This window comes from Flavobacterium rhizophilum (genome assembly GCF_046000485.1).
GTDB classification, from domain to species: Bacteria; Bacteroidota; Bacteroidia; order Flavobacteriales; family Flavobacteriaceae; genus Flavobacterium; species Flavobacterium rhizophilum.
On record NZ_JBELQB010000002.1, the window covers coordinates 124582 to 136718 of the forward strand.

Here is a 12137-nt window from a genome sequence, read left to right on the forward strand (position 1 = left end):
ATTTTAGTTAATTTTCACATGGCAAACATGAATTTTATTTAAAAATTGGTTGCTAAAAATGTTTTTTAACAAAACACATAGTAATATAACAGATTGTCAGCATTTTAACTTCTATTAAAAATGCAAAATTCATTAACATTTCTCTAACAATATTTTACCTACATCGTTTTTTTAAGTGTTAAAATTTAAAATTTTAACAATTTTAACTAAACTTAATTCAATAGAATATCTATTTTTATCGAAACATAAATAAATAACCAAACGCTTATGGAGAAAATTACTTTTAACGCTATGCGTGAATTTATTATTGAGAATGAATTAACAGACAACGTGTCTATCACGCTGCATCCGGACAATTTTGATGAACTTGTTTTGGACTATCTGGACTTTAACGACAATCAGATTGAACGTCCGTTTGAAATTCTGGGAATTGAAATCCTGCAGGATAACTCAGGAGAAATTCCTAAAAGCAAAATCCATATTATGGAAATCGCTCAATAATTTTCACTTTACGACCAAAAAACAATCGAAACCCCGCTTAAAGCGGGGTTTTATTGTATACACAATATTGTAATCTTTAAAACATTAAATTATAATCCGACTACAACAATTAAGATGCAACTTGCAGCTTAATTCCCCCCTATACAATACCTCAGGCAAACCAACAACATTATGCACAACGGTAAAATAAATTATGTACAAATAAGGGATTATATTCTGGAAAATGAATTAACAGACAGTGTCGCAATTGTATTGCACCCTGATAGTTTTGACAGCCTGGCTATTGATTATATTTCACAACATGGTTTTATAGAACGTCCTTTTGAAATATTAGGGATAACCATACTGGAAGATACAACAGGGAATATATCAAGAAACAGGATTGAAACACTTGAAATATAAAAAGCCTCCCAAATGGGAGGCTTCTTTATTATTGAATTTTATTTTTTAGCTCTTCTAAACTCACCTGCGCCTGTTCTCCGGTAGCAAGATTTTTTAGAGTATAAGTATTATTGTTTATCTCTTCGTCACCAGTTAATACCGCAAAAGGTATCCCTCTCTTATCGGCATGCTGGAACTGTTTACCAACTTTAGCCGAATCAGGATAAAGTTCAGATTTTATACCTGCAGTCCTCAACTGTTTTACAGCCTTCATAGCATATAGTGATTCTTTATCACCAAAGTTGATGAATAACACTTTGGTCGATTCTGTAACGGTATCCGGAAATAGGTTAAGCTCCTCAATCACGTCATATATACGGTCAAGCCCGAAAGATATACCCACACCGCTCATATTCTTTAATCCGAATATACCGGTAAGATCGTCATATCTTCCGCCTCCACCTATGGAGCCTATTTTTACTCCGGCAGGAGCAGAAACTTCAAATATCGCTCCAGTGTAATAGTTAAGTCCACGTGCCAGTGTAACATCAAGATCAAGGGTTGACTCCCCTAAACCTATAGCTGCAACATTATCACATATAAAACGAAGCTCTTCTACTCCTTTCAAACCTTCTTCAGATGTAGCAAGTAGTTCATTTAACTTACCCAGCTTTTCATTTATGCTGCCTGTAAAGTTAAATAACGGTTGCACTTTTAGTATAGCATCTTCACTAATGCCTTTTTCAAGCATCTCCTTTTTTACACCGTCTTCACCTATTTTATCAAGCTTATCAAGAGCAACAGTAAAGTCTATAAGTTTATCTTTCGCTCCAATAACCTCTGCAATACCCGAAAGTATTTTACGGTTATTGATTTTAATTGTTACTCCGTTCAGTCCAAGCGAGGTGAACACACCATCATAAAGCTGTACAAACTCTACTTCCTGCCATAATGACCTTGAACCTACAACATCGGCATCACACTGGTAAAACTCCCTGTAACGGCTTTTTTGAGGCTTATCTGCTCTCCATACCGGTTGAATTTGGTATCGCTTAAACGGAAACACAATATCGTTTTGGTGTTGTACCACATAACGAGCAAACGGTACAGTTAAATCATAACGAAGTGCTTTTTCAGAAATCTGAGTAGCAACCTTAACACTATCCTTATTTTCAAGAAGCGTAGCATCAACTTTTGCCAGATAATCACCTGAATTGAGTATTTTAAAAATAAGTCTGTCACCCTCTTCCCCATATTTCCCCATAAGGGTAGATGAGTTTTCGAATGTAGGAGTCTCTATTGGCTGAAATCCGAAAGTCTCAAAATGATGCTTTATCGCCGATATGATGTATTGACGCTTAGCCACCTCTGCAGGTGAAAAATCTCTTGTTCCTTTAGGAATTCCCGGTTTTTGTGCCATAGTAAATCTTATTTTTAATTTAAATGCAAATATAATACAGTTTACCCTTTCAGGCTTACAGTTTATGTTTCTATTATAAGGTTTTGTAATGCTTTAAGTATATTACTAAATTTTACATTAAATAGCTAAAACAATTTATGTATTTTAGTGGCTAAATTGCAAAACTATGTTTAGCCTGTTAAGGGAAAATACCAAAATTGCCTTTAGTTCAATTAAAACGCAACTGCTGCGCACTATACTTACTGTAATTATTATTGGTGTGGGTATATGGGCACTTGTAGGCATACTTGCCACCGTAAAAGTACTTGAGAATACTATTACCGGTAACTTTTCGGCAATGGGAACTAACACTTTTTCCATTAGCCGTTACGACTTTTCACAACAGATAAGACAAAACGACAGAACTGCAAAAATAAACCCTAACATTACCTATCCGCAGGCAAAATCATTTCAGGAAAAATATCACTTCCCTGGTTCGGCGGTGTCACTTTCATTTACCGCAGCAAGCGATATCGAAGTAAAATATGGCTCTGAAAAAACTGATCCGGAAATCAGTGTACTTGGTGTAGACCATAATTTTATGGGCAACTCCGGACTCGAAACAACATCCGGAAGAAACTTTACCACTTTTGACATACAAAACAACAACTATGTTTGTATTGTAGGCTCTGACTTTGAAAAAGGGCTTTTAAAAGATATTAACCCAATAGGAAAAACAATTTCAATAAGAGGTGCAAGGTTTAAGGTTATAGGTGTATTGAAAGAACAGGGATCTACCTTTGGCAACAGGCAGGATTTAAGGGTTTTATTACCTATACAGGTAGCAAGATCACTATTTACCGCTCCAAATATTAATTATGACATAAAGGTTAAAACCCAAAACAAGGATATGCTTGACGGCTCTATAGATGAAGCTACCATAACCATGAGAAGGGTAAGAAAGCTAAACCCTGTAGAAGATAATAATTTTGGAATTGCCAGAAGCGACGAATTACTGCAACGCCTGATGTCACAAATTAATATTTTAAATTATGCAGCATGGTGTATTGGTATCATTACCGTATTTGGTTCTACTATCGCTCTTATGAATATCATGTTAGTATCGGTAACCGAAAGAACCCGCGAAATTGGAGTACGTAAATCACTTGGAGCCAAAAAGAACACCATAGCCGGACAGTTTCTTACAGAAACACTGATAATAAGCTTTTTGGGAGGATTATTAGGAATCGTATTAGGTTTACTAACAGGCTATGGAGCATCAATTTTAATGAAAGCAGCTTTCCCAATGCCATGGGGAGCCACAATAGCTGCCTTGACCACTATTATAATTGTTACCATAATATCAGGTGCTTACCCGGCTGTTAAAGCTGCTTCGTTAGACCCGGTAGAATCTTTACGATACGAATAATCCCTATTATATATCACACGACACCATACGGTCGTTACCATAAATATCTTTTTTAAGGATAACATTTTTATAGCCTTCTTCTTCCAGCATTGAGACGGTTTGTGGGCCTAAATACTGGTTTATCTCAAAATAAATTTTTCCGTTAACCAAAAGGTTTTGCCTTCCAAGCTTAGCTATCTTCCTATAAAAAAGTAACGGATCGTTATCATCTACAAAAAGTGCCAAATGAGGCTCATATTGAAGTACGTTATTCTTAATTTCCTGCTTTTCAAGATTACGGATATAAGGGGGATTTGAAACTATAATATCAAAAGATTCGGGTAAAGAGTCTGCCACAAGAATATCTTTCTCTATAAAAGTAACATCTGCCTCATTACGCACAGCATTACCTCTGGCCTTAGCCAAAGCATCTTTAGAAACATCTATAGCATACACCTTAGCTTCCGGCAGGTTTTTGGCAAGAGTTATAGCAATACACCCGCTACCGGTCCCTATATCCAGTATTTTAATATCTTTCTTTCCTTTATTTTCATTGATAATCCACTCTACAAGCTCTTCTGTTTCAGGTCGTGGTATCAGGGTATTCTCATCTACAAAAAACTCCAGTCCGTAAAAATGAGCATTACCAAAAACATACTGTATAGGTCTTTCCTGTTCCAGTTGGGTTAATACCTCATTCCACTTAACCAACTCTATCCTGTCCAGTTCGGTATTACTGTTCATTGCCAAATCTACTTTTTTCCAACCTTTAAGTTCTTCAAGGCATATATAAAAAAGGCTTTCAGCTTCGGCAGCATCATATGCTTTACTGAGCGTATCTAAAAAAAAGGCGCGGTATTCTTTAATGTTCATTTGTGTTCAGTTCTTTTATCATCCACACCGGGCACGAATTATGTCCGGTATTACCCATTGGAGCATCCAGATATACAAAGCCTGATTTTTTATAAAGCTTTTGTGCATCTTCCATATAAGGCATGGTTTCTAAATAACATTTTTTGAAGCCAAAACCCGAAGCACTTTCAAGACATTTTTTCATCATGAGGCTTCCCAAACCAAGTCCGCGTGCCTCAGCCAGAAAATACATCTTTTGTAATTCACATATATCCTGAGGACCGTTTTCCAATGGTGCTATACCAGCTCCTCCAATAATTTTGCCATTTTTCACTATAACAAAGTAAATACTGTTATTTTGCGTATAAGTCTCAAACATACTGTCAAGTGACACATCGGCATAGGCAGTACCTACTTTAGGCACATTATGTTCCACAAGCACATCACGTATCACTTTTGCCACAGTTGTATTGTCGGCAAGTGCTATTGGTCTAATGATAACTGAATCCATAGTACAAAACTAACCAATATTGGATTTACGACTGCACAAAACTTTGTAACTTTGATTTCTTACTACTTCATCGCCCATGAATCACGAAATATACATGCAGCGCTGCCTGGATTTGGCAGCAAACGGATTAAGAGAAGCAATGCCTAACCCATCGGTAGGTGCAGTTTTGGTATACAACAACACCATTATAGGTGAAGGACATACTTCTCCCTACGGAGGACCTCATGGCGAAGTAAACTGTGTTAATTCGGTAAAGCCCGAAAACCAACACTTAATACCGCTTTCCACACTATATGTAAGTCTGGAGCCATGCAGCCATTATGGTAAAACTCCGCCATGCTGTGATTTAATTATACGTGAACAGATAAAAACTATTGTAATAGGCACAACAGATCCGCATGAAAAAGTTGCCGGTAATGGCATAAAAAAACTTAAAGAAGCAGGCAGGGAAGTGATTGTTGGTGTACTGGAAAAGGAATGCCGTGAATTTAACCGTCGTTTTTTTACCTATCACGAAAAAAAACGCCCCTACATCATTTTAAAATGGGCCGAAACAGCCGATGGCTTTTTGAGTCCGTTACCGGAAACAAGAAACAACAAGGATAAAAAACCGGTATGGATTACCAACACCTACTCCCGACAGTTAGTTCACAAATGGCGTAGTGAAGAGATGGCTATACTGGCAGGCACCACTACTATTTTAGACGACAACCCCAAGTTAGACGTAAGAGACTGGACAGGCAACAATCCGACACGTGTGATTTTAGACAGAAAAAACCGAATACCTGACAATTATTTTGTTAAAAAACAAAAAATAAACACAATTATTTTGACAGAAAAAGAGAATTTACCTAATTTAGGGAGTTTCCTTTTTGAAAAAATAAATTTTGATAGTAATCTCCCACAAACGATTGCTAATGTACTTTATAACCACAACTTACAATCGGTTATAATTGAAGGCGGCAGGCAAACCCTGCAAACGTTTATTGATGCAAACCTGTGGGATGAAGCAAGGGTTTTTAAAGGTAAAACCCTTTTTCATGAAGGGATAAAAGCGCCGGCCTTACAAGCCACAGCAAATGAAAAGTACTTTGTACTCAATGACGAACTTTTAATTTTCAGAAATCATGATTAACACTATAGTATTTGATTTTGGCGACGTTTTTATCAATAAGGATAATGAAGCCCGCGACAATGCGCTGAAAAAACTTGGACTAAAAGAATGGACCGACGAACTAAATCAGCTGGAAAAAAAATTTGAAACCGGCAAAGTTAAGGAGGATGCTTTTATAAGAGGAATTAAGGCCTATATTCCAAATGCTGATCCTACTGCGATTAGAGAGGCATGGAATGCCGGTATTGGTGATTTCCCTTTACACAGATTAGAGTTTCTACAAAAACTATCTGCAAACTACCGTTTATTTCTTCTTAGTAACACCGATCCAATACACATTGAAAAGTTTGAACATGATGCCGGAGCATCATTCTATATGGATTTTTATCAGTGCTTTGAGCGTGTATATTTTTCTCATGAGATTGGTGTTAGAAAACCCGAATCAGAAGCTTACACCTATCTTATAAATAATCACGATATACAGCCAAAACGAACCCTTCTCATTGATGACAAAAAGTTTAATACTGATGCAGCAGAGTTACTTGGTTTTAAGGTATGGACATTAAATCCTGAAATGGAAGACATAACAGAACTTTTCAATAAAAAGATAATTACCCTCGAAGAGGTATAAAAAAAGCAGCATACATTACTGTATACTGCCTTTAAATAATCTTATACCCTATTATTTCTTATTCTGCATTTTCTTCTACAGCAGAAGTATCGTTTTTAATACCTATCAGGATTTTATCATACGATTCAGTATAAAATAACAGATTTCTTGTTTCAGGCAGCCTGCCGTCAAAATCGTGCTGCATCAAATAGCAACTCACTTTATCAATCACTTCCTCATCATCCGGCACAATTACATAAAGACTTATTTTTTGGTCATTTCTTTCAATAAAGCCTAAATTGAATTTGTATTTGTTATCAAAAAGTCCATTTAGAGTCTCGATAACATCTGCTGCCAGTTTTTTATCGTCGTCAGAAAAAGTATAACCTTCATTACCTATTTTTTTCAGCTCCATAGCCTGAAATGCTGACATTTCAACACCACAGTGTACTTTATTGGTTTTATCTTCTCCACAACTTGTAAGGAATATTGCCGCACTAAGGACAAAAAATGATTTAATAATATTTTTCTTCATAATAAAACAGTATTTGATGCGTTATAAAGATAAATAAAAAAACCCACCCCTATTGGCATAAGGATGGGAAAAATTGCTATGAAAAAGAAAAATCCACTAGTTACCTAGTGAATTTCAAATATATAAATTTATCTTAAATTACGAAAACATATCTTTAACTTTTTCAAAAAAAGATTTATCCGATTTTTCCGGACTAGGAGTGAAGTTTTCGTCAGTTAAAGAATTTTCAAAAAACTGCTTTTGCTCTTTAGTCAGTTTTTTAGGCGTCCATACATTAACATGCACCAGTAAATCTCCGCTTCCGTAGCTATTTATACTAGGTACACCTTTACCTTTAAGCCTTAATATTTTACCAGACTGTATACCTTCTTCAAGCTTAATTCTAACCTTTCCGTTTACCGTATCTATATCCTTATTAGTACCTAAAGCTGCCTCCGCAAAACTTATATATAAATCCAAGTGCAGGTTTTCACCCTCGCGTTTCAGTGTTTCGTGTTCTATTTCCTCAATAGCAACAATCAAATCACCCGGTACACTGTTGTTACCCGGTGCATCGTTACCCTTACCGGAAACTTTAAGCTGCATACCGTCTGCAACACCGGCAGGTATCTTGATTGATACAGTATCGTCTTCCATTATCATACCCTGAGCATCGGCATGGTTTGGTTTAGAATCAATTATCTGACCTGTACCACCACATGAGTGACAGGTCGAGGCAGTTTGCATTCTACCTAATATGGTATTAGTAACTTTCATTACCTGACCGGCACCATTACAGGTAGGACAGGTTTTAAAACTAACTCCCTGCGCCTGTACCTTGCGCTTAACCTTGATTTTCTTTTCAACACCGTTAGCAATCTCTTCAAGGGTAAGTTTTACTTTTATACGAAGGTTACTTCCTTTCATTCTGCGTTGGCCTCCGCCACCACCGAAACCTCCAAAGCCACTAAAACCTCCGCCAAAAGCACTACCGAAGATATCGCCAAACTGACTGAATATGTCATCCATATTCATACCTCCGCCACCGCCAAAACCGCCATTTTCAAAAGCAGCATGACCGTATTGATCGTAACGGGCTTTTTTATTAGGATCACTAAGAATCTCATAAGCCTCGGCAGCTAGTTTGAAGTTCTCTTCAGCCTCCCTGTTACCCGGGTTCTTGTCAGGGTGATACTCAATAGCCTTCTTTCGGTAAGCCTTTTTTATCTGCTCTGTAGTAGCAGTCCTTTCAATACTAAGTATTTCGTAATAATCTTTTTTCATCCTTGTGTTTGCTTTTTTCTGTTCCTTAAAATTAGTTACCTATAACCACTTTAGGGAAACGGATAATTTTTTCTCCAAGCTTGTAACCTTTTTCCACTACATCAACCACTTTCCCTTTAAGTTCTTCACTTGGGGCAGGTATTTGAGTAATCGCCTCTGCATAATCTGCATTAAAATCATCTCCAATTTTAATATCAACCAGTTCCAAACCTTTAGACACTAACGTATCTTTAAGTTTATTATGTATAAGCTCTACTCCTTTTAGCAATACCTCATCATCAGTTTTTGAAATTTGAGCAATCGCCCTGTCAAAATCGTCAAGTACAGGCAACATAGCCTGTAGTACTTCCTGATTGGCAGTTTTAAAAAGATCAATTCTTTCTTTAGATGTTCTTTTTTTATAGTTTTCAAATTCTGCAAACAGCCTTAAAAACTTATCTTTTTCTTTAGCCAGCTCTTCCTTAAGTTTCTCTTCTACGGTTAACTCTTCGGCAGAGGCAATACCTTCATTTACTGTCTCTTCACTCTCATTAATCACATTTTCCTGTGTTAAATCTTTTTCAGCATTTTCTGAATTTTCCTGGCTCATATTTTTGAATATTTTCTTAAACATTATTATATAGTTCAAAACCGAGTGCAAATGTATTGCCAAATAGATATAAATGTCAAATTGTCACATTTATTTTTTAAGGAATTTGTTTAGATTTGTGTCAATTATTCATCTAAATAAAATAATATGAAAAACAAGTTTACCCTACTTATGTTGTGTGCTTCACTTGCTTTAACTGTATCTTGTAAAAAAGACAATACAGAAAATGCAGAAACAACAGAAGCAGTTGATGCAAAAGAAGCTACTGCTGAAGCTGTAAAATACAATGTTAACACTGAAGAGTCTGTAATTGACTGGACTGGTTCTAAACCAACCGGAAAACACACAGGTACTATTAAAATCAGTGAAGGTGAGTTTGCCGTAAAAAATGATTCTGTTGAATCTGGTAAATTTACTTTAGATATGAACTCTATCACTGTAACCGATCTTGAGACTGGTAACGGTAAAGAGGATCTTGAAGGACACCTTAAAGGTTTAGGTAAAGAAGAAACTGCAGACCACTTTTTTAACGTAAACAAATATCCTACTGGTACTTTTGAAATTACAGGTATCACTCAGGAAGAAGGTAAAACAATGGTAGAAGGTAACCTTACACTTAAGGAAACCACTAAAAACATTAAGTTCCCTGCAACTATTACTGTTACTCCGGATGCGGTTACTCTTGTAAGTGATAGCTTTAAAATAGACAGAACTTTATGGAAAGTAAACTACTCATCTAAAAGTATATTTGACAACCTTGGTGACAAATATGTAGATGATGAAATTGAAATTAAAGTAAATGTAAAAGCAACTAAGTAATCGCTTTTATCATTAAAAATAAAAACCTCCTGTTTTGCTGGAGGTTTTTTTATTTTACTAACTCGTGAGCTATAGCTTTTTCAAGCGAAAGGAATTTAAACTGATATCCTGTCGCTATTATTTTTTTTGCGCTGACATTCTGACTTGTAAACATTAGCATACTCATTTCGCCAAGTACGATCCTCATTACAAACTTTGGCACATTAGGCATAAAATAAGGTTTTTTTAGAACCTTGGCTACACATTTCACCAAATCATTCTGACTAACCGGATAAGGTGCTACTGCATTAAACACACCTTCCATTTCATTATTCATTACATGAAAAAATATTTCGGTAAGATCTTCAATATGAATCCAGGATTGTATTTGCTTACCTGAACCAAATGCTGAGCCTACACCATAACTAACCGGTTTTTCCAATTCTGCAAGCATACCTCCTTTAGCCGAAAGTACCAACCCAATTCTTACTTTGGCAACTCTTATTTTCAGTTCTTTAACCCTGTTTACTGCTTCCTCCCAATTCTCTACTACCTTTCCAACAAAAGAATTATCTACCTGTGCGTTATCTTCAGAGTAAACCTCTTCCATACTATCCGGGTATATTCCTATTGCCGATGCACTAATAAACTGATGTACACTATTCTCCTTATTCTTAAGGAGATTATAGAGCATATTTGTAGTTACAGTCCTGCTATTCAGTATTTCTTTTTTGTAACTATCTGTCCATCGCTTAGCTATAGGGGCACCCGCAAGATGAATTATAACATCAACTCCATTAATACAATCCTCATCTATAACTCCTTTTTCCGGATTCCAGTAAAACCCTGTATAAGAATCATCTTTTCTTATTTTGCTTTTTGATGTAGTAAGATAGTTTATTTGAATACCTCTGTTAAGCAGTAAAGAAACCAGTTCGTTCCCTACTAGCCCGGTAGCACCGGTTATCAAAACTCTCATAGTTGCTTTTTTAACAAAGTTAAAACCTGAATATTTAAATAAAAGTTAAACAAAAAGCTTTAACTGAATTTTGTGATTTTATCCTTACAAATTACTTAATCTTTATACTCCATTCGAACTCCATTTCAGACACCTGATCCCCAGCCTCATCTGTCCCTATTGATTTCATCCAGAAGGTTTGCCCCTCACCTGTCTCAATAGCTTTATTAATCATCTCCTCAATAAGGTTACCGTCATTACTGGTAAAGGCTATAACACCCTTAGCCTTTTTGGAAAAACTCCCCTTATTGTTTGCAACAAGCATTGATATTTTTTTTCCGCTGTTTTGTATATGATTCATAACCAAGGCACCGGTAGTTAATTCGGCAGCCATAGCCTGAACAGCAAAATACATAGAGTTAAACGGATTTTGATTAATCCAGCGGTGCCTCACTTTTACAATGCACTGCTCTTTTGTAATGTGTTTTACCCTAACACCACATAAGTATGCCGAAGGTAATTTCACCATTAAAAAAGTATTGAGTTTAGATGGTGTAAAGTTCATATCAGTTGGTTTACATGCGAATATAACAATTAAATAGTGAATATTCTATCTTTTTTAATTTGTTAAATTTATGTTAAATATTAGTACTTTGTATTGCACAATACCTGTCTTTAAACATATATTTGCATAGAATATTAATAGATATACCCATATACTATGGAAACCACAGCAAACCGAAACACAGCCATACTAATGCAGCTTAGCGCATACACACAGTACTTTATACCGTTTGGAAACTTTATATTTCCAACATTAATATGGAGCCTTAAAAAACAGGATTCAAAATTTATAGATTATAATGGCAAGCAAATAATAAACTTTCAGCTTAGCCTTTTTCTTTATTCATTACTACTTATTGTTATTGCTATACCACTTTTACTTTATACCACCTTAAGTGACGTAAGCTTTAATACAGTTAATGAGTTTCATTTTGTACACGAGCAGTTTAGTGCCGAAAAAATAACAGGGATTGCAACCATAGCTATACTCGCAGTATTAATCCTGATAGCAATGAAAGTTTTGGAATTCTTTTTAATAATGTATGCATCAGTAAGAAACAGTAACGGGGAAAATTACAACTATCCTCTAACTATAAAATTTATTAAATAAACAAATCAGCCAACCCTTTTTCAATCATCAATCAAATCATCATC

At 35.8% G+C, this 12137-nt stretch carries 15 protein-coding genes; 7 read left to right on the top strand and 8 right to left on the bottom strand.

The window, feature by feature from the left end; genetic code table 11:
• Positions 1-267 precede the first annotated feature (267 nt).
• Positions 268-501: a hypothetical protein gene (locus tag ABS768_RS02680; RefSeq protein WP_408073430.1), complete on the top strand. Its 234-nt coding sequence runs from the start codon at positions 268-270 to the stop codon at positions 499-501.
• Between the two features lie 171 nt (positions 502-672).
• On the top strand, positions 673-903 hold the full coding sequence (locus ABS768_RS02685) for a hypothetical protein (RefSeq protein WP_408073431.1): 231 nt from the start codon (positions 673-675) through the stop codon (positions 901-903).
• A gap of 28 nt (positions 904-931) precedes the next feature.
• Here the strand turns inward: ABS768_RS02685 and hisS are convergent, their stop codons facing one another.
• The gene (gene hisS / locus ABS768_RS02690; protein WP_408073432.1) at positions 932-2302 is read right to left on the bottom strand and encodes a histidine--tRNA ligase; all 1371 of its coding nucleotides are present in this window, start codon (positions 2300-2302) and stop codon (positions 932-934) included.
• Positions 2303-2468: 166 nt separating this feature from the next.
• Between hisS and ABS768_RS02695 the strand changes: the two genes are divergently transcribed.
• On the top strand, positions 2469-3710 hold the full coding sequence (locus ABS768_RS02695) for an ABC transporter permease (protein ID WP_408073433.1): 1242 nt from the start codon (positions 2469-2471) through the stop codon (positions 3708-3710).
• 6 nt (positions 3711-3716) lie between these two features.
• On the opposite strand, the gene prmC is transcribed toward ABS768_RS02695, so the two are convergent.
• Together prmC and ABS768_RS02705 are read right to left on the bottom strand one after the other, a co-directional pair.
• Positions 3717-4562 (bottom strand): peptide chain release factor N(5)-glutamine methyltransferase, encoded by an 846-nt coding sequence (gene prmC / locus ABS768_RS02700; protein WP_408073434.1) that lies wholly within the window; start codon positions 4560-4562, stop codon positions 3717-3719.
• Positions 4552-5052, bottom strand: a complete 501-nt coding sequence (locus ABS768_RS02705) for a GNAT family N-acetyltransferase (RefSeq protein ID WP_408073435.1) — start codon at positions 5050-5052, stop codon at positions 4552-4554. The genes prmC and ABS768_RS02705 overlap by 11 nt, the downstream gene beginning before the upstream one ends.
• Before the next feature lie 76 nt (positions 5053-5128).
• On the opposite strand from ABS768_RS02705, the gene ribD reads away from it, so the two are divergent.
• Both ribD and ABS768_RS02715 read left to right on the top strand, forming a co-directional pair.
• Positions 5129-6187 (top strand): bifunctional diaminohydroxyphosphoribosylaminopyrimidine deaminase/5-amino-6-(5-phosphoribosylamino)uracil reductase RibD, encoded by a 1059-nt coding sequence (gene ribD / locus ABS768_RS02710; RefSeq protein WP_408073436.1) that lies wholly within the window; start codon positions 5129-5131, stop codon positions 6185-6187.
• Positions 6180-6797: an HAD family hydrolase gene (locus ABS768_RS02715; protein ID WP_408073438.1), complete on the top strand. Its 618-nt coding sequence runs from the start codon at positions 6180-6182 to the stop codon at positions 6795-6797. Before ribD ends, ABS768_RS02715 begins: the two co-directional genes overlap by 8 nt.
• A 58-nt stretch (positions 6798-6855) precedes the next feature.
• Here ABS768_RS02715 and ABS768_RS02720 read toward each other — a convergent pair whose 3' ends face one another.
• The 3 genes from ABS768_RS02720 to ABS768_RS02730 all read right to left on the bottom strand — a co-directional run bounded on the left by ABS768_RS02720 (position 6856) and on the right by ABS768_RS02730 (position 9163).
• Positions 6856-7311 carry a hypothetical protein gene (locus tag ABS768_RS02720; RefSeq protein WP_408073439.1) on the bottom strand — a complete coding sequence of 152 codons (456 nt, stop codon included), beginning with the start codon at positions 7309-7311 and terminating at the stop codon, positions 6856-6858.
• Between the two features lie 138 nt (positions 7312-7449).
• Positions 7450-8574 (bottom strand): molecular chaperone DnaJ, encoded by a 1125-nt coding sequence (gene dnaJ, locus ABS768_RS02725; protein WP_408073440.1) that lies wholly within the window; start codon positions 8572-8574, stop codon positions 7450-7452.
• A gap of 31 nt (positions 8575-8605) precedes the next feature.
• Complete coding sequence (locus ABS768_RS02730; RefSeq protein ID WP_408073441.1) at positions 8606-9163, bottom strand: nucleotide exchange factor GrpE; 558 nt, start codon at positions 9161-9163, stop codon at positions 8606-8608.
• Positions 9164-9310: 147 nt separating this feature from the next.
• Here ABS768_RS02730 and ABS768_RS02735 point away from each other — a divergent pair, with 147 nt between their 5' ends.
• On the top strand, positions 9311-9982 hold the full coding sequence (locus ABS768_RS02735) for a YceI family protein (RefSeq protein WP_408073442.1): 672 nt from the start codon (positions 9311-9313) through the stop codon (positions 9980-9982).
• A gap of 49 nt (positions 9983-10031) precedes the next feature.
• On the opposite strand, the gene ABS768_RS02740 is transcribed toward ABS768_RS02735, so the two are convergent.
• Positions 10032-10940 carry a TIGR01777 family oxidoreductase gene (locus ABS768_RS02740; RefSeq protein WP_408073443.1) on the bottom strand — a complete coding sequence of 303 codons (909 nt, stop codon included), beginning with the start codon at positions 10938-10940 and terminating at the stop codon, positions 10032-10034.
• Positions 10941-11031: 91 nt separating this feature from the next.
• Entirely contained in the window at positions 11032-11484 is a 453-nt protein-coding gene (locus ABS768_RS02745) for a DUF4442 domain-containing protein (protein ID WP_408073445.1), read from the bottom strand.
• Between the two features lie 156 nt (positions 11485-11640).
• Between ABS768_RS02745 and ABS768_RS02750 the strand changes: the two genes are divergently transcribed.
• The gene (locus ABS768_RS02750) at positions 11641-12093 is read left to right on the top strand and encodes a DUF4870 domain-containing protein (RefSeq protein ID WP_408073446.1); all 453 of its coding nucleotides are present in this window, start codon (positions 11641-11643) and stop codon (positions 12091-12093) included.
• The last annotated feature ends 44 nt before the right edge of the window (positions 12094-12137 follow it).

Excerpts from the sequence above, each read along its gene's own strand:
- ABS768_RS02695 (WP_408073433.1), top strand. The coding sequence starts at position 2,469 with ATGTTTAGCCTGTTAAGGGAAAATACCAAAATTGCCTTTAGTTCAATT.
- ABS768_RS02715 (WP_408073438.1), top strand. The coding sequence starts at position 6,180 with ATGATTAACACTATAGTATTTGATTTTGGCGACGTTTTTATCAATAAG.
- ABS768_RS02680 (WP_408073430.1), top strand. The coding sequence starts at position 268 with ATGGAGAAAATTACTTTTAACGCTATGCGTGAATTTATTATTGAGAAT.
- ABS768_RS02750 (WP_408073446.1), top strand. The coding sequence starts at position 11,641 with ATGGAAACCACAGCAAACCGAAACACAGCCATACTAATGCAGCTTAGC.
- ABS768_RS02720 (WP_408073439.1), bottom strand. The coding sequence starts at position 7,311 with ATGAAGAAAAATATTATTAAATCATTTTTTGTCCTTAGTGCGGCAATA.
- ABS768_RS02735 (WP_408073442.1), top strand. The coding sequence starts at position 9,311 with ATGAAAAACAAGTTTACCCTACTTATGTTGTGTGCTTCACTTGCTTTA.
- hisS (WP_408073432.1), bottom strand. The coding sequence starts at position 2,302 with ATGGCACAAAAACCGGGAATTCCTAAAGGAACAAGAGATTTTTCACCT.
- ABS768_RS02685 (WP_408073431.1), top strand. The coding sequence starts at position 673 with ATGCACAACGGTAAAATAAATTATGTACAAATAAGGGATTATATTCTG.
- dnaJ (WP_408073440.1), bottom strand. The coding sequence starts at position 8,574 with ATGAAAAAAGATTATTACGAAATACTTAGTATTGAAAGGACTGCTACT.
- ABS768_RS02705 (WP_408073435.1), bottom strand. The coding sequence starts at position 5,052 with ATGGATTCAGTTATCATTAGACCAATAGCACTTGCCGACAATACAACT.
- ribD (WP_408073436.1), top strand. The coding sequence starts at position 5,129 with ATGAATCACGAAATATACATGCAGCGCTGCCTGGATTTGGCAGCAAAC.
- ABS768_RS02740 (WP_408073443.1), bottom strand. The coding sequence starts at position 10,940 with ATGAGAGTTTTGATAACCGGTGCTACCGGGCTAGTAGGGAACGAACTG.
- ABS768_RS02745 (WP_408073445.1), bottom strand. The coding sequence starts at position 11,484 with ATGAACTTTACACCATCTAAACTCAATACTTTTTTAATGGTGAAATTA.
- prmC (WP_408073434.1), bottom strand. The coding sequence starts at position 4,562 with ATGAACATTAAAGAATACCGCGCCTTTTTTTTAGATACGCTCAGTAAA.
- ABS768_RS02730 (WP_408073441.1), bottom strand. The coding sequence starts at position 9,163 with ATGAGCCAGGAAAATTCAGAAAATGCTGAAAAAGATTTAACACAGGAA.